This window comes from Paramagnetospirillum kuznetsovii (genome assembly GCF_003284725.1).
Taxonomy (GTDB): Bacteria; Pseudomonadota; Alphaproteobacteria; order Rhodospirillales; family Magnetospirillaceae; genus Phaeospirillum; species Phaeospirillum kuznetsovii.
This window is the reverse complement of sequence record NZ_PGTO01000011.1, coordinates 53065-69641: the sequence shown is the minus strand read 5'-3', so window position 1 is coordinate 69641 and position 16577 is coordinate 53065. Positions and strand designations below refer to the sequence as shown.

Sequence of the window (16577 nt, the reverse complement as noted above, 5' to 3'; positions counted from 1 at the left end):
TCGTCGTACGGGCAAGATGCCCGCTCTCCCATTGGGCGGCATCGTTTGGAGCGCGGCCGTCCCGGCCGCAATCCCTTGATCACAGGCCGGATGGTGCCAGATGACGCTTGATGAGGTCAGACGGGGCGGCAAGGCCGGGCTTGCAAAGGCCTTGGCCCAAATCGAACGCTTTCCCGACGCCCCCGAGACCATCGCCCTGCTGGATGCGGCCCATGGCGCGCCCATGGCCCATGTGGTGGGCATGACGGGGCCGCCCGGCGTCGGCAAGTCCACCTTGATGAATGCCTTGATCGCCTGTTGGCGGGCCAGTGGCCGCCGGGTCGGCTGCATCGCGGTCGATCCGTCATCGCGCCGCTCCGGCGGGGCTCTGCTGGGTGACCGCACCCGCCTGACCACCGATCCTGAAGACCAGGGCATCTTCGTCCGCTCCATGGCTGCGCGGGATCGCCTGGGCGGTCTGTCGGCCCTGACGGTATCGGCCATGGTGCTGATGCGCGCGCTGTTCGACGTGGTGCTGATCGAAACCGTCGGGGTCGGCCAATCGGAAACCGATGTCGTCGGCGTCGCCGACACCGTTCTGTTCTGCGTCCAGCCGGGATCGGGGGATTCGCTTCAGTTCATGAAGGCTGGCATTGCCGAGATCCCCCATCTGGTGGTGGTGACCAAGGCCGATATGGGGGCGGCGGCCAAGCGGGCCCGCGCCGACGTCCTGGGCGCCCTCAGCCTGGGCGGCGAGGACGGAGATGCCGGTTGGACCGTCCCGGTTCTAATGGTATCGTCCAATACGCGCGAGGGTATCGACTCCCTTGTCGCCGGGATTGACTCCCATGCCGCTCACCTTGCCGCCAAGGACGCTCTGTCGCGCGCCCGTCATGCGCAGGCCGAGATTTGGCTGGTGGAAGCGATCCGGGAAAGATTTGGGCGCGAGGGCGTGCGGCGCGCTGGCTCTTTGAGCCTTGCACCGGGATCGTCCCCGTTCGGACGTTTGGCTGAAATCTCCGACCACCTAAGGATTGATTAATTTTGCCCCGGTATGTAGCAGATATTGACAAGCCCCGGCGGATTGACCGACCATCAACCGGTCATTGTTAGGGGGAAACGTGCCCTCGTCCGCGGTCGCCAGAGCCGAAACCGTCATCCTCGATCACGAGTTGCTGGAACTCGTGTCGTCGCTTGTCTGCATTCTGCGCGATGGACGGGTTACCTTTATCAATCAGGCCGGAATCAAGACACTGGGACTGACCAGTGCCGCCGACGCCATCGGAACCGATTTCGTCGATTATGTGGAGGCCGACTACCGCTTTCTGGTGGAAGCGGGCTGGGATCTGCTGGCGGAGGAAGATTTCCTGCCGCTGAAACTGCATCGCACTGATTCGGACCTGTTCGAGGCGGAAATCCGGGTTCGCCGGGTCCAGTCACCCGATGAGCTTTTCCTGGTCGAGGCCCGCGATATCTCCCGGTTCGTCCGCTCCGCCGAAGCGCTGCGGGAACGGGAAGAACGCCTGCAAGGCGTCCTGGCCTCGGTGGCCGAGGGCATCATCACCGTCAACGAGCAAGGGCTGATCGATACCGCCAATCCGGCGGTGGACCGCATGTTCGCCTATGGCCCCGGCAAACTGATCCGCCAGCACATCGGCGTCTTGATGGCGGAGACCATGCGCGACCATCACGGCGACATGTTCAAATCCTATCTGGGCGGCGGCACCAAGTTGATGGGCCGGGCGGTGGAAAGCATGGGGCGGCGCTCGGACGGCAGCCTGTTCCCCCTGGAGATTTCGGTCAGCGAGCTTCGCCACGGCAAAAGTCGCCTGTTCACCGGCATCCTGCGCGACATTTCCGAGCGCAAGGAGAACGAGGAACGGATCAAGCGTCTTGCCCACCATGACAGCCTGACCGGATTGCCCAACCGCAATCTGCTCAACGACCGTATCAATCACGCCCTGGCCCGCGTGCGGCGCCACGGCGGCCGCATGGCCGTGCTTTACGTGGATCTGGACAAGTTCAAACCAATCAACGACACCCTCGGTCACGAGGCTGGTGACGTGGTGCTGAAGGAAGTGGCGCGGCGGCTGTCCACCTGTATCCGTGGCTCCGACACGGTGTCGCGTGTGGGCGGCGACGAGTTCGTCGTGGTGATGGAGGAAGTCGCCCGCCCCGGCGAGGCCGCCATGGTCGCCCGCAAGATCATCGATTCGCTGACCAAGCCGGTGGAGTTTAACGAGCACGCCTGTCAGGTCGGGGCCAGCATCGGCATCGCCATCTTCCCCGATGACGGTGCCACCATGGAAGAGGTCAGCAAGGCGGCCGATGTGGCCATGTACCGCGTGAAGCATTCGGGCCGCAACGCGTTCTGCTTCTACTCGGACAGCACGCCCCAGGACGAAATCGACTACGACGGCACCCAGCCTTGAGTCCTATCGGGACAGTTCCTCGATAATCTGTTCGTGGGCCAGCAACAGCAAGACCGTCATCTGGTGACGAATGGTGCCTTCGTCGATGGCGACGCCGCTGGCGGCGAAGTCCCGCGCCACCTTCTGGCCCGCATCATGGTCGGTTCCATTGAATTCCACGTCCACCACGGACAGGGCGTAGGTCTTGGCGGCGTCGCCGCCGATCCCCATTTTCTCGGCAGCCCACAGACCCAGCAGTTTGTCGCGACGGATATTGGCCTTGAACTCCATCTCCTGATCGAGGTGGTACTTGGCTTCGAAGGCTTTCTCGCGGTCATCGAAGGCGTTCATGATCGGAAATAACTCTCCAACTGGCGGGTCTGAACCACCATGGTATAACGGAGCCCGCGTTGGGAAAATCAGGAATCTCCACATGTGCACTCTGGTGCTGTTGCGCCGTCCCGGCGAGACTTGGCCGCTGATCATCGCCGCCAATCGCGACGAAATGGCGGGACGCCCATCGCGGCCGCCCGGCCGGTGGTGGGACGACCGGCCCGAGGTAGTGGCCGGGATGGATGAACTGGCCGGCGGATCATGGATGGGCATCAACGACACCGGCGTGATGGCGGCCATCTTGAACCGCATGGGAACCCTGGGACCGCAAGCGGGCAAACGTTCACGGGGGGAATTGGTGTTGGAGGCGTTGGAACACGCCGACGCCGCCGATGCCGCCGAGGCCCTGTCCGACCTTGATGCCGGTTCCTATCGCCCATTCAACATGGTGATCGCCGACAACCGCGACGCCTACTGGCTGCGGGCCGACGGCAACCGCATCAGCCGTCATTCCATCGCCCCAGGGTTTCACATGCTGAGCGCGCTGGAACTGGACGACCGGGCCAGCTCCCGCATCGACGCCTATATGGACCGCTTCGCGGCGCTGGCGCCGCCACGGCCCGACCCCGGTGATTCCCAGGGCGGCGACTGGAGCGGCTGGGCCCGGTTGATGGCGGATTCGGGACGCGACGGCAACGACGCCGAGGAAGCCCCCTCCATGTGTTTCCTTCGCCCCAACGGGTTTGGCACCGTCTCCAGTTCGCTGATCGCCCTGCCCGCTCCGGAACTCGCTCCGATCCGCCCGATCTGGCGGTTCGCGCCGGGCCGCCCAGACCAAACCGCATACGCCCCGGTCGAGTGTTGAATTCGACGGAGACGCGCGTTGTCTCCCTGTCACATCCCTGCTATATCAGACCCGGATCGCTCGATGGCCGCCCCGAACGCCATCATCGTCGGTCCCCGTGCGCCAAGCGCGCTCATCATACCCGGATGTTTCCCATGGCAAGACGCAGACAAATTTACGAAGGCAAGGCCAAAGTCCTGTTCGAGGGCCCCGAGCCCGGCACCCTGGTCCAATACTTCAAGGACGACGCCACCGCCTTCAACAACAAGAAGCGGGGAACCATCACCGGCAAGGGGGTGCTGAACAACCGCATCTCCGAGTATCTGATGCTGCGCCTCGGCGAGATCGGTATTCCCACTCATTTCGTGCGCCGCCTCAACATGCGCGAGCAGTTGGTCCGCGAAGTGGAGATCGTCCCGCTGGAAGTGGTGATCCGCAACGTCGCCGCAGGCTCGCTGGCCGTTCGCTTCGGCCTGTCCGAGGGCACGCCGCTGCCCCGCTGCATCGTGGAATACTATTTCAAGTCCGACGCCCTGGGCGATCCCATGGTCTCGGAAGAGCACATCACCGCCTTCGGCTGGGCCACCACCCAGGATCTGGACGAGATGATGTCGCTGGCCCTGCGTATCAACGACTTCCTGACCGGCCTGTTCCTCGGCGTCGGCATTCGTCTGGTGGACTTCAAGATCGAATTCGGCCGCCTGTACAACGGCGACGACATGCAGATCGTGCTGGCCGACGAGATCAGCCCGGATTCCTGTCGCCTGTGGGACATGAAGACCGGCGACAAGATGGACAAGGACCGCTTCCGTCGCGATCTGGGCGGCGTGGAAGAGGCCTATCAGGAAGTGGCCCGTCGCCTCGGCATCCTGCCGGAAGGCGGACCCCGTGATCTCAAGGGCCCCGCGACCATGCAGTAAGGGGAGCGGCCTCGCTCCCCCTCCTCTTCATTGAACGGAAAGACTCCCGTGAAAGCCAAAGTCCACATCACCCTCAAGAACGGCGTTCTCGACCCCCAGGGCAAGGCGGTTCAGCACGCCCTGGCCTCGCTGGGTTTTTCCGGCGTCAACGACGTGCGCCAGGGCAAGTACATCGAGTTGGATCTGGCCGAAACCGATCCCGCCAAGGCCAAGGCCGCCGCCGAGCAGATGTGCAAGGCCCTGCTGGCCAATACCGTGATCGAAAACTACACCATCGATCTGGCGGACTGAGATTGGCGATGCGGCTTGGCCTCTCGCTGCTGATCGTGGCCTTGGGGCTGGCGGCCCAGCCCGCAAGGGCCGAGGAACCTGAAAAGGAGTCCGAGGGCGGCACGCTGGGACTGCTGGGCGACGTGGTCGACGGCGTCGGCGGCGTCCTCAAGGTCTTGGTCGGCCCGCCCATTTCAAGCCCGTCGCCCTATCTGAACATGCCGGGTGCCGAGCCGCCCCCCAAGCCCGCCGTCGCGACAACGGCGCCTCCCCCACCGCCGGAACCCGCGGCCGTCCGCGCCCCTGAACCGGTGGCACCGGCTCCCATCGCTCCGATCCCGGTCGTGGTTCCTCCCGCTCCCAAGATGGTCACGCCGCCACCGGCCCCAAAGCCGCCGCCGCCGATTCCAACCGCCAAGCCGGTGGTTCAGACTCCCAAGCCCCCGGCACCACCGGCCGAGCCGCCCTGCCTGACCCGCGCCGCCGCGACGGCCACCTTGGAACAGGCGGCCCGACTGCCGCGCTGCAAGTAGCAGGGCGGGCGTCCCGCCCGCTCTTCAAACCATGCGTCTTATTCGTTGCTCACATGACGATAGGGGCCGTGCGGTGCGTTGGGGTCTTCGATTTCGGCGACGCGCAGCACATTGGTCGTTCCCGAGAAGCCGAACGGCACGCCCGCCGTAATGATCACCTTGTCGCCGATGGTGGCGAAGCCCTCGCTTTGGGCGAAATGCACCGCCTTTTGCACCATTTCGGTAAAGCTGCGCACATCCTTTGCCATGATGGAATGGGCGCCCCAGACCAGTGCCATCTGCCGAGCCACCTCGACGTCCGAGGTCACCGACAAGATGGGCTGTTCCGGCCGCTCGCGGGCGGCGCGCAAGGTGGTGGAGCCCGACGAGGTGAAGGTGACGATGGCCGCCGCGCCCAGGGTGTGGGCGACTTGGCGCGCCGCCGCGCTGATGGCGTCGCGGGTGGTGTGTTCCGGCTCCAGGCGGGAAGCGTCGGTGATGACCCGGTAATGCTCGTCCTTTTCCACCTGCCCGATGATGCGATCCATCATGGTGACCGCTTCCTTGGGGAAGTCGCCGGACGCCGTCTCGGCCGACAGCATCACCGCGTCGGCGCCGTCATAGACGGCGGTCGCCACGTCGGAGGCCTCGGCGCGGGTGGGCGTCGGCGAATGAACCATGGAATCCAGCATCTGAGTCGCCACCACCACCGGCTTGCCCGCCAGACGGCAAGCCCGGACGATGCGCTTTTGCAGGATCGGCACCATCTCGGACGGACACTCGACGCCCAGATCGCCGCGCGCGACCATCACCGCATCGGACAGGTCGATGATGTCGATGAGATGGTCGATGGCGGAGGGCTTTTCCAGCTTGGACAGAATGCGGACGCGCGATCCCACATGGGCGGACACCAGACGCCGCGCCTCGGCCACGTCGGAGGGACGCTGGACGAAGGACAGGGCGATCCAGTCGGCCCCCATCTCCACCGCGAATTCCAGATCGGCCAGATCCTTCTCGGTCAGCGGCGAGATGGGCAGAACCACGTCGGGAACGTTGACGCCCTTGTGGTTGGAGACCTCGCCGCCGACCAGAACCCTGGTCTCGGCGAAATCGGCGCCGTGGCGTTCCACCCGCAGACGGACCTTGCCGTCGTCGATGAGCAGTTCGCTGCCCACATTGAGAGCGGCGAACACCTCGGGATGCAGCAGCGGGGCACGCTTGTCGGTGCCCAGGGCCGGGTCCATGTCCAGGCGGAACAGATTACCGTTTTCGATGCGGACCTTGCCGATCTCGAAATCGCCCACCCGCAGCTTGGGGCCTTGCAGATCGGCCAGCACCGCGATGGGACGCTGAACCTTCTTCTCCAACTCGCGAATGGCGTCCAGCCGGGCCTTGTGGTCGGCATGGGTGCCATGGCTGAAGTTCAGCCGAAATACATCGGCCCCGGCGATGAACAGGCTTTCGATCTCCTCGGGGGTGGAAGACGCCGGCCCCAGGGTGGCAATGATCTTGGCATTTCTGTTTCGCTTCATCGCAAGTCCTCGCAAATGGTCCACCCGCACCATAGCAGACGAACCCGGCGGGGCATACCATGCGGCTGTTACGATTTCTTGTTGTTATGCTGCTTGGCATAGCGCTCCAGCACCCAGCCCAAATGCTCTTTCATGGCCGATTGGGCGGCATCGGCGTCACCTGTGCGAATGCCGTCGAAAATGGCCTGATGCTGGCTGAGAATGCGGTGATCGTCGTCGCGGGTGGGAAACAACTCGTAGCGATGATAGTCCACCATCTCGCTGAGCATGCCCCGGATCATGGCGACGAAATGCATGTAGATGCCACTGCTGGATGCCTTGGCGATGGCGAGATGGAAGCGGATGTCGTTTTCGCTCTTATGTTTGCCCGCGTCGATATCGGCCTTGGTCGCCGTCATGATGGCGTCCAGTGCGGCGATATCCGCCTCGGTCCTGCGCCGGGCGGCGCGGCCCGCCGCCCAAACTTCGAGAATGGAGCGGATTTCCGCAAGATCGGTCAGGTTCTCGCCATTGACCCGCACCAGTTCCAGCATGCCGGGGTCCATGGCGGCCGTGGTGGCGATGACCCGCGTGCCGCCGCCCTGGACGGCGTCAAGCAACCCCTGGGTCTTCAGGCTTTGGAGCGCGGCGCGGACCGAGACGCGGCTTACTCCCATATCCTCGGCCAGGTGCCGCTCCCCCGGCAGCCGGTGTCCCGGCCCCCACTCCCCCGACGCGATGCGCGCCAGAATGCGGTCGGCGACCCTTTCCGAGACCAACCCACTGGGCCTGTTGCCCAGCTTGGATGCATCTTTCATGGCAACCGCGCCGTTACATTTCGCTACAATTCAATGGTGCGCTTGGCAGCACCTTTCGTCAAGCGTACCCTATACGCCCTAGCCAAATAGAGGCTTTGGCTTTTGCGCAATTCGGTACTACAATACCGACAAAGAACTGCCGATAAAGAAGCAGACGTCAATCACACTGTGGAGGTGTTCAATGAGCTGGAAGCGTGCAGCCGGGTTTGGCCTGGCGGTTGTCATGGGTTTGTGCGGCACCAATGCCGCGAGCGCGGCCGACGACATTAAGATCGGAATGTTCCTGTCGGTCACCGGTCAGATGTCGCCCATGGGCGACCCCCAGAAGCGGACCTTCGATTACATGATCGACAAGGTCAACGCCCAGGGTGGCGTGCTGGGCCGCAAGATCCAGGCGATCATCTATGACGACGGCTCCGAGCCGGAAAAGGCCACCACCTTCGTCAAGCGCCTGATCGAGAACGACAAGGTGGACCTCATCATCGGCGGATCGGGCACGCCCACCAGCATGGCCGTTCTCAGCCTGATGGAACGCGCCGAGATGCCCTATATGTCCCTGGGCGGTGGCACCGCCATCGGCGATCCGGTCCGCAAGTGGACCTTCAAGTTTCCCCAGTCCGACCGTCTGGCCGCCGAAAAGGTCATGACCGACCTGAAGAAGCGCGGGCTGACCAAGATCGCCCTGCTGTCCGAGAATGTGGGCTTCGGCAAGTCCGGTCATGACCAGACCGTCAAGCTGGCCCCCAATTACGGCATCGAGATCCTGATCGACGAGGTCTATTCGCCGAAGGATCCCGACGTCACGCCGCAATTGACCAAGATCCGCGGCACGGCGGGCGTGCAGGCCCTGTTCATCTTCGGTACCGGCACCGGCCCCGCCGTGGTGACCAAGAACCTCAAGCAGATGGGCCTCAACCTGCCGACCTACCAGTCCCACGGCGTCGCCTCCAAGGAGTTCCTGCGCCTGGTCGGCACCGCCGCCGACGGCATGCGCCTGCCGGCCGGTGCTCAGGCCGTCGCCGATCAGCTGCCTGCCAGTGACCGTCAGAAGAAGGTCACCATGGACTTCAAGAAGGAATACGAGGAACACAACAAGCCGCTGGAAGCCGGTCCGCTGCCCGGTCACGGCATCGATGCCCTGATGATGGCCATCGACGCCTTCAAGCGTGCCGGAACCACCGACAAGGCCAAGGTCCGCGACGCCATCGAGCAGACCAAGGACTTCGTCGCCACCACCGGCATCTACACCTATTCGCCCACCGACCATATGGGACTCGGCCTCGAGTCCTTCAAAATGGTCGAGATCAAGAACGGTGACTGGATCATCGTCGAATAGGTCGCGACAATCGGCGAGCCGTCCGCCCCAATGGGGTTGGTGGCGGCTCGCCTTTTCTTTCCAAGGGTGATTGCCATGAATGGCGCCGACGATATCTTGGGGCCGAGCCTTGCCGTCGGCCGAGGCGATAGCCTTGCCCTGATCTGCGGTGAGACGACCCTGACCTATTCCCAGTTGGACCGACTGGCTTGCCGCTACGGCAACGCCATGACCCTTGCGGGCGTCCAGCGCCAGCAGCCCGTCCTGCTGCTGTTGGACGACGGCCCCGAACTGGTGGCCGCCTATTTGGGCGCCATGAAAGCGGGCTTCGCCGCCGTGGCGCTGAACACCCGCATGGCCGCAAAGGATCTGGCCCATGCCTTCGGCGACAGTTGCGCCCCCCTGCTCTTGGCGGAAAGCGCCCTTGCCGATTTGGCACGTGAAGCGGCCACCATGGCCCATGTCTCGCCCCGCATGGTGTTTTCCGACGAGTTGGAGGCGTTCCTGGCCGGATCATCCGATCAGTTGGTCTCGGCCGATATGGATCCCGAGGATACCGCCTTGTGGATGTACACCTCCGGTACCACCGGTCAGCCAAAAGGGGCCATCCACGTCCATGCCTCCATCGCCCTGGGCGAACGCCATGTGCGCGAGAATCTGGGCGTCAATCCCGGCGATCGGATATTCTCCACCTCGAAGCTGTTCTTCGCCTATCCGCTGGGCCATTGCCTGATCGGCGGATTACGCTGTGGCGCGACGCTGGTTCTGCATCGCGGCTGGCCGGATGCCGCCGCCGCCGCCCAGGTCATCACCACCGCCCGGCCCAAGGTGGTCCTTTCGGTCCCTTCGCTCTATCGCCTGCTGCTCAAGGACGGCGCCTGCGCCACCGAGGCGTTCCGGGGCGTCAAGACCTGGGTCTCGGCGGGAGAGAACTTGCCCGCCGAATTGTGCCGTCGCTGGATGGAGGAGACCGGCGGCTTGATGTTGGAAGGCATCGGCGCCACCGAGGCGCTGTTCCTGTTCATCGCCAGCACGCCCGCCGACATGAAACCCGGCGCCTGCGGCAAGCCACTGCCCTGGGCCGAGGTACGGTTGCGCAGCCCCGACGGGACCGAGATCACCACCCCCGACACGGCCGGGGATTTGTGGGTGCGCATGGACTCGCTGTTCCGCCGCTACCACAATCGGCCCGATGTCACCCAGCGGGTCTTGCGCGACGGCTGGTGGAAGACCGGCGACGTCTTCGCCTTCGACGCCGACGGCTATTGGACGCCCCAGGGCCGCTCGGACGACATGATCAAGGTGTCCGGCCAATGGGTCAGCCCTTCCGAAGTCGAAGAAGCCGCCTTGATGGTACCGGGAGTCGCCGACGCGGTGGCGGTGGGTATTCCCAACGAGGACGGGTTGATTCGCCTCGTCCTTTACGCGGTGGCCGAGGTGGACGAGCATCCGCCCATTCTGGAAGCGCGCATCATCGAGTCGCTGCGCGCCAAGCTGGCCATCTTCAAATGTCCGCGCAACGTCCGCTTCCTGGACGCCATCCCCCGCACCGCCACCGGCAAAGTCCAGCGCTTCAAGCTGCGGGAAGGCGGCTGATGAAGGCCATGATCCTGGATCGCTTCGGCCCGCCCGAGACCTTGGAATGGCGCGAGATCGCCACCCCGGTCCCGGCGGCGGGCGAGGTGTTGATCCGGGTGCGCGCCGCCGGGGTCAATCCGGTGGATTGGAAGATCGCCGAGGGCGGGCTGGCACGCCTGTTTCCCTGCGGCTTTCCGCTGATCCCCGGCTGGGACGCGGCGGGCACCATCGCCGCCCTGGGCGAGGGCGTCACCGGCTTTTCCATCGGCGAGCGGGTGTGGTCGTTCTGCCGCAAGCCCGACATCCAATGGGGCACCTATGCCGAATACGTCACCATGGACGCCTCGGCGGTGGCCCCCATGCCCGCCAACGCATCCTTCGCCCAGGCCTCCACCATTCCCCTGGCGGGACTAACCGCATGGCAATCCCTGTTCGACGTCGCCCAGGTCCGGCCGGGCCAAAGCGTGCTGATCCACGCCGGGGCCGGCGGCGTCGGCAGTCTGGCGGTGCCGCTGGCCAAATGGGCGGGCGCCACGGTGATCGCCACCGCCGGAGCCGCCAACCATGACTATGTGCGCGGCCTCGGCGCCGACCATGTCATCGACTACGCCGCCCAGGATTTCGTCACCGAAGTGAAGGCGCTTTGCCCGGACGGCGTCGATTTTGCTTACGGCACCGTCGGCGGCGAGGTGCTGACCCGCAGCTACCAGACGGTCAAGCCCGGCGGCATCCTGGTCTCCATCACCGACAAGACCGACAAGGACTTGGGTGAGCAACTGGGCATCCGGGTGAAGTACCTGTTCGTCAAGCCCGACGGTGGCCAGTTGCGGCGGCTGGCCGGGCTGATGGACAGCGGCATTCTCGCCGCGCCCGAGATCGAGGAATTCCCCCTGCCCCACGCCGCCGAGGCGCTGGACCGCAGCAAAAGCGGCCATGTGCGCGGCAAGATCGTGCTGACGGTGGATTAGACTACTCGCCCTTGAAGCTGTCCTTGTAGAGCATGTCCTCGCCGAGGATATGCTGCAGCAGCCAGTCCTTGAGGAACTGGGTCATCTCCTCGGTCAGGACCGTTGGCGTATCGCCGCTCAGATAGCGATTGCGGAAATCGATCACCGAAGCCTTCAGGCGGATATGATCGGTCTGTTGCTTTTCCAGTCGCTGGTAATTGCGGGACTTCAACGCCATTTCCTCGGCGGCGAAATGGGTGTCGGCATAAGCCAGCAATTCGTCGAACAACCACCCCAATTCATCCACCCCCTCGCCGCCATGCCATGCGTCGTAAAGGCGATTGAGCAGAGTCAGCAGACGCTGGTGGTCGGCATCCATGCGCTCGGACCCAACGCTGAAAGACGAATCCCACTCGATCAAGGACATTGGGCGCAGATCCTCTATTTCCTGCCAAAAACTCTAATTCAGATTCTAGATTCGCACCAGATGGACATCGGTAATGGGTTTCTTGCCGTGGGTTTCCTTCAGCGAACGGCGCACCGCCAGCCGCGCCGTCTCCCGCACGATGCCGTCGTCGCGCTTGGCCTTTAGCGGCAATTCCTCGATGGCGTCGCGGATGGCTTCGACGACGACGTCGTGTTCTTCCGCCTCGTGCCCGGCGTCCAGCAGCCCCAACGCGGTCAGTTGCGGATCGCCCATCAGCTTGCCGTTGCGGTCCACCACCACGGTAACCACTGCCGAGCCGTTATAGACCATGCGGCGACGGTTGCGCAGAATCTCGGAATCCAGCCGCACCAGACGGGGTCCATCGACGCAGAGACGGCCGGTGGGAACGTAATCGACCACTTCGACCGGACCGGGGGCCAGCCGCAACATGGTGCCGTTGCCGATCTCGAAGGCTTCCGGTACGCCGCAGGCCTTGGCCAGCCTTGCGTGTTCCTGAAGATGGCGGGCCTCGCCATGAACCGGCACCGCCAGCTTGGGCCGCAGCAGGCGGTAAAGCTCTTCCATCTCCTCGCGGGCGGGATGGCCCGAGACATGGATGAATTCATCCTTCTCGGTCACCACCTCGACGCCCAGACGGACGAGGTCGTTTTGCAGCCGGTAGATTTCCTTCTCGTTGCCGGGAATGATGCGCGACGAGAAGATCACCACGTCGCCGGAGCCCAGCGCCACATGGGGATGATCCCCCGAGGCGATACGGGCCAAGGCGGCGCGCGGCTCGCCCTGGCTGCCGGTGCAGATATAGACCACCTTGTCCTTGGGCAGGTAACCGGCGTCGTGCTCGGTCAGGAAAGGCGGCAGGTCGGCGAAATAGCCGTTCTCGCGGGCCGCCTTGTCGATGCGCCACAGCGAGCGCCCCACCAGGGCGACATTGCGGTCATTGGCCGCCGCCGCCACCGCGATGCTTTCCAGCCGCGCCACATTGGTGGCGAAGCACGACACCGCGATGCGGCCGTCGAAGCGTCCCAGCAATTCGATCAGGCTGCCCCTGACTTCCGATTCCGAACCGGAATGACCCCGGGTGAACACATTGGTGGAATCACCCACCACCGCCAGAACACCGCCCTTGCCCGCCTTGCGCAGCGCTTCCTTGTCGGCGGTCGGCCCCAACAGCGGATCGGGATCGAACTTCCAGTCGCCGGTATGGACCACCGTGCCGGCCTTGGTGCGGATGGCCAGCGTATTCGGTTCGGGGATGGAATGGGTCATGGAGATCATTTCGATCTCGAACGGACCCACCGTGAAGCGGGAGCCCGGCGCAACTACGGTAAGAGGCACGTCGTTGTGCAGGCCCGCCTCGTGCAGCTTGCCTTTCAGCAGCGAGGCGGTGAACGGCGTCGCCCAGACCGGGCAGCGCAGCCTGCGCCACAGATGACCCACCGCCCCCAGGTGATCCTCGTGACCATGAGTCAGCACGAGGCCCACCAGTTTGTCGGCCCGCTCCTCGATCCAGGCGGGATCGGCCATGACCACATCCACCATGGGCATGGAATCATCGCCGAACGACACCCCCAGATCCACCATCAGCCATTTGCCGCCGCATCCATACAGCGACAGGTTCATGCCGATTTCACCGACCCCGCCCAACGGCAGGTAAAACAGTTCGGTTGCGTCCTCTGACTGGCTCATGCCGCCGCCGGTCCACGGTTGCGGCGGTGGATTTCCAGCAATCCCCGCAAGGTCAGATCGGCGTCGAGCGCGTTGATGGCCTTGGTGGCGTCGGCGAACAGCGGCGCCAGACCGCCGGTGGCCACCACATACATGTCGGAGCCGAACTCCTCCTTGATGCGGGTCACCAGGCCTTCGATCAGACCCAGATAACCCCAGAAGATGCCCGACTGCATGGCGGGAACCGTGGCGCGGCCGATCACCTGCTTGGGTCGCCCGATGGCGACCCGGGGCAGTTTGGCGGCGGCGGCGTGCAGCGCTTCCAGGGACAGATTGATGCCGGGCGATATGGCGCCGCCGCAGTAATTGCCATTGCCGTCGATCACGTCGAAGGTGGTCGCCGTGCCGAAATCGATGACGATCAGTGGCCCCTTGTAGCATTTATGGGCCGCCACCGCATTGACCAGACGGTCGGCGCCCACCTCTTCCGGCCGGTCCAGCAGGATGGACAGGCCGAGATCGACGCCCTCGTCGCCGACGACCAGCGGCTCGCAGCGGAAATAGCGGCGGCACAGGGTCTTCAGCCCGAACACCATGGCCGGAACCACGCTGGCGACGATGGCCGAGGTGATGTCCAGCCGGTTCAGCCCCTCGATGGTCAGCAGCTGGGTCAGCCACACGCCCAGCTCATCGGCGGTGCGCTCGGAATCGGTGGAGGCTCGCCATTCACCCCGCAGGATGTCGCCGTCATAGACGGCGAAGACGATGTTGGTATTGCCGGAATCGATGGCCAACAGCATGGCGCCACTCCTACCCTAACCCGGAAAAAAAACGTCGCCGGCCATGACCCGGCGCAGTCCCTGTTCGCCCTGATCCAAGATCAGGGCGCCGTCCTCGTCCAGCCCGGCGAAAATCCCGGTCAGGGTCTCCGTCTCCAGCCGAACAACTGCCTGCTCCCCCACGCCCCTGGCATGGCCGAGCCAAGCCTCGCGAATGGGTGGAAATCCGTCTTGCCGCCACCGGGCCAGCCAAGGCCCGAAGCGGTGGCAGAAGGCGTTCAACACCCCCGGAGCATCGCCGCCCCAGCCGAAATCCGCGAGAGAGGCGGCGGCATACAGCGCCTCGCCGGGTGGCGGCGCCTGAACCACGTTCACGCCAAATCCCAGCACCAACCATCCGTCACCCGCCGCTTCCAGCAGCATACCGGCGACCTTCTTGCCGTTACATAGGAGGTCGTTGGGCCATTTGCAGCGGAAATCCGCATCCGAGACCAAATCACCCAAGGCCTCCGCCAGCGCCACGGCGGCGACGAAGCCGATCTGCGCCGATTGGGACAAGGGCCGATCAAGCCGGATCAGCACCGAAGCATGAAGATTTCCCGCGGGACTTTGCCATTGGCGCCCCCGGCGGCCGCGCCCGGCGGATTGGCTTTCGGCCATCACCACCAGAAGATCGGCGGCGGCACCGTCCGATGCCAGCCGCCGCGCCTCGTCATTGGTGCTGCCGACGACGCCCAGCCGCATCAGGCCGAACGGCGACGGCAGTCCGTTCTTGCTCATCCCGCTGCGGGGAACAGAACCGCGGCGGCGGCCTTGGCGCCCGTCACCAGCGGCGCAGGTACCAGGGTGAAGGCCAGGATCACCAGGGTGCTGACCGCCATGACCAGGGCCATGGAACGGCCCACCGGGCGATCCAGCGGCTCGGCCGCGTCATCGAAATACATGATCTTGATGATGCGCAGATAATAGAAGGCGCTCACCACCGACGACAGGATGCCCAGGATGGACAGGGTGTAGAGGTGCGCCTCGATGGCGGCCATGAAGACGTAGAACTTGCCCCAGAACCCGGCCAGCGGCGGCACGCCCGCCATGGAGAACATCAGCGCCGCCATGATGAAGGCCATGACCGGGTTGGTCTTGGACAATCCGGCCAGATCACTGATGCCTTCCACCAGACGGCCCTTCTGGCGCATGGACAGGATCACCGCGAAGGTGCCCAGATTCATGAACAGATAGATGGCCAGATAGATCAGCACGCCCTGGATGCCCAGCTCGCCGCCCGCGGCGACGCCCACCAGGATGAAGCCCACATGGCCGATGGAGCTGTAGGCCATCAGACGCTTGATATTGGTCTGAACCACGGCGGCGAAGGCGCCCACGAACATGGAGGCGATGGAGATGAAGACCACCACTTGGCGCCACTGCTCCACCAGATCGCCGAACGGGCCGGTCATGACCCGCACGAACAGGCAGATTGCGGCGATCTTGGGAGCGACGGCGAAGAACGAGGTGACCGGGGTCGGAGCGCCCTCGTAGACGTCGGGCGCCCACATGTGGAACGGCACCGCCGACAGCTTGAACGACAGACCGGCGACCACGAAGACCAGACCGGCGATGATGCCGAGGCCCGGCTTCACATGATGGCCGTCGCCTCCGGCGAAGACATTGTGCAGACCCTCGAACGAGGTGGTTCCGGCGAAGCCGTACAGCAGCGAGACGCCGTAGAGCAACAGGCCCGAGGCCAGGGCGCCGAGGACGAAATACTTGATGCCCGATTCGGTGGACTTCAAGCTGTCGCGCTGATACGCCGCCAGGATATAGAGCGACAGGCTTTGAAGCTCGAGGCCCAGATACAGCGACATGAAGTCGTTGGCCGAAACCATCATCATCATGCCCAGCGTGGCGAACAGCACCAGCACCGGATATTCAAAGCGGCCGATCCGCTCCTTCTCCAGATACTGGAGCGACATGGCCACCGAGAAGGCCGAGGCCAGCAGGACCAGGCCCTTGGCGAAACCGGCGAAGCGGTCGGCCACGAACAGCCCGTTGAAGGCGAGATGCTTTTCGGCGCCCAGGCTTGAGACCAGCATCATGGCGGCGCCCAGCACCAGGATCACCAGCACCGAGATGGGCCGCGTGTTGTCCTCCTTGCGGAAGACGCCCAGCATCAGCAGCGCCAGACCGGCCACCGCCATGAAGATCTCCGGCAGCACCGGGACGAGGTCGAGAGTCTTGATCACGTCCGAT

Annotated in this window: 17 protein-coding genes; 9 read left to right on the top strand and 8 right to left on the bottom strand. The window is 64.4% G+C overall.

Annotated elements, in window-relative coordinates; genetic code table 11:
- The first annotated feature begins 100 nt into the window (after positions 1-100).
- A complete protein-coding gene (locus CU669_RS14120) occupies positions 101-1021 on the top strand; it encodes an ArgK/MeaB family GTPase (RefSeq protein ID WP_112145796.1) in 921 nt (306 codons plus the stop codon).
- A 79-nt stretch (positions 1022-1100) separates the two neighbouring features.
- On the top strand, positions 1101-2411 hold the full coding sequence (locus CU669_RS14115) for a diguanylate cyclase domain-containing protein (protein ID WP_112145794.1): 1311 nt from the start codon (positions 1101-1103) through the stop codon (positions 2409-2411).
- 3 nt (positions 2412-2414) lie between these two features.
- Here the strand turns inward: CU669_RS14115 and CU669_RS14110 are convergent, their stop codons facing one another.
- Positions 2415-2741 carry a DUF1476 domain-containing protein gene (locus CU669_RS14110; protein WP_112145792.1) on the bottom strand — a complete coding sequence of 109 codons (327 nt, stop codon included), beginning with the start codon at positions 2739-2741 and terminating at the stop codon, positions 2415-2417.
- A gap of 82 nt (positions 2742-2823) precedes the next feature.
- Between CU669_RS14110 and CU669_RS14105 the strand changes: the two genes are divergently transcribed.
- The 4 genes from CU669_RS14105 to CU669_RS14090 all read left to right on the top strand — a co-directional run bounded on the left by CU669_RS14105 (position 2824) and on the right by CU669_RS14090 (position 5290).
- A complete protein-coding gene (locus CU669_RS14105) occupies positions 2824-3588 on the top strand; it encodes an NRDE family protein (RefSeq protein ID WP_112145790.1) in 765 nt (254 codons plus the stop codon).
- 134 nt (positions 3589-3722) lie between these two features.
- Positions 3723-4487: a phosphoribosylaminoimidazolesuccinocarboxamide synthase gene (gene purC, locus CU669_RS14100; protein WP_112145893.1), complete on the top strand. Its 765-nt coding sequence runs from the start codon at positions 3723-3725 to the stop codon at positions 4485-4487.
- Positions 4488-4535: 48 nt separating this feature from the next.
- Positions 4536-4778, top strand: coding sequence for a phosphoribosylformylglycinamidine synthase subunit PurS (purS, locus tag CU669_RS14095; protein WP_112145788.1), 243 nt, complete (start codon positions 4536-4538; stop codon positions 4776-4778).
- Positions 4779-4786: 8 nt separating this feature from the next.
- Complete coding sequence (locus CU669_RS14090) at positions 4787-5290, top strand: hypothetical protein (RefSeq protein WP_112145786.1); 504 nt, start codon at positions 4787-4789, stop codon at positions 5288-5290.
- Between the two features lie 38 nt (positions 5291-5328).
- On the opposite strand, the gene pyk is transcribed toward CU669_RS14090, so the two are convergent.
- A complete protein-coding gene (gene pyk, locus CU669_RS14085; protein ID WP_112145785.1) occupies positions 5329-6801 on the bottom strand; it encodes a pyruvate kinase in 1473 nt (490 codons plus the stop codon).
- Positions 6802-6869: 68 nt separating this feature from the next.
- Complete coding sequence (locus CU669_RS14080; protein WP_112145783.1) at positions 6870-7598, bottom strand: FadR/GntR family transcriptional regulator; 729 nt, start codon at positions 7596-7598, stop codon at positions 6870-6872.
- 181 nt (positions 7599-7779) lie between these two features.
- Here CU669_RS14080 and CU669_RS14075 point away from each other — a divergent pair, with 181 nt between their 5' ends.
- The 3 genes from CU669_RS14075 to CU669_RS14065 all read left to right on the top strand — a co-directional run bounded on the left by CU669_RS14075 (position 7780) and on the right by CU669_RS14065 (position 11459).
- Positions 7780-8934, top strand: a complete 1155-nt coding sequence (locus CU669_RS14075; RefSeq protein ID WP_112145781.1) for an ABC transporter substrate-binding protein — start codon at positions 7780-7782, stop codon at positions 8932-8934.
- A 75-nt stretch (positions 8935-9009) separates the two neighbouring features.
- The gene (locus CU669_RS14070; protein ID WP_112145779.1) at positions 9010-10509 is read left to right on the top strand and encodes a benzoate-CoA ligase family protein; all 1500 of its coding nucleotides are present in this window, start codon (positions 9010-9012) and stop codon (positions 10507-10509) included.
- The gene (locus tag CU669_RS14065; protein WP_112145777.1) at positions 10509-11459 is read left to right on the top strand and encodes an NADP-dependent oxidoreductase; all 951 of its coding nucleotides are present in this window, start codon (positions 10509-10511) and stop codon (positions 11457-11459) included. The genes CU669_RS14070 and CU669_RS14065 overlap by 1 nt, the downstream gene beginning before the upstream one ends.
- A gap of 1 nt (position 11460) precedes the next feature.
- On the opposite strand, the gene CU669_RS14060 is transcribed toward CU669_RS14065, so the two are convergent.
- From CU669_RS14060 to nuoN, 5 genes are read right to left on the bottom strand one after another with little or no spacing between them, the layout of a single operon-like run.
- On the bottom strand, positions 11461-11865 hold the full coding sequence (locus CU669_RS14060) for a bacteriohemerythrin (protein ID WP_112145775.1): 405 nt from the start codon (positions 11863-11865) through the stop codon (positions 11461-11463).
- A 45-nt stretch (positions 11866-11910) separates the two neighbouring features.
- Entirely contained in the window at positions 11911-13572 is a 1662-nt protein-coding gene (locus CU669_RS14055; RefSeq protein ID WP_112145773.1) for a ribonuclease J, read from the bottom strand.
- On the bottom strand, positions 13569-14351 hold the full coding sequence (locus tag CU669_RS14050) for a type III pantothenate kinase (RefSeq protein ID WP_112145771.1): 783 nt from the start codon (positions 14349-14351) through the stop codon (positions 13569-13571). Before CU669_RS14050 ends, CU669_RS14055 begins: the two co-directional genes overlap by 4 nt.
- Before the next feature lie 15 nt (positions 14352-14366).
- Entirely contained in the window at positions 14367-15110 is a 744-nt protein-coding gene (locus tag CU669_RS14045; protein ID WP_112145769.1) for a biotin--[acetyl-CoA-carboxylase] ligase, read from the bottom strand.
- Positions 15107-16570 carry an NADH-quinone oxidoreductase subunit NuoN gene (gene nuoN, locus CU669_RS14040; protein ID WP_112145767.1) on the bottom strand — a complete coding sequence of 488 codons (1464 nt, stop codon included), beginning with the start codon at positions 16568-16570 and terminating at the stop codon, positions 15107-15109. Before nuoN ends, CU669_RS14045 begins: the two co-directional genes overlap by 4 nt.
- Positions 16571-16577 lie beyond the last annotated feature (7 nt).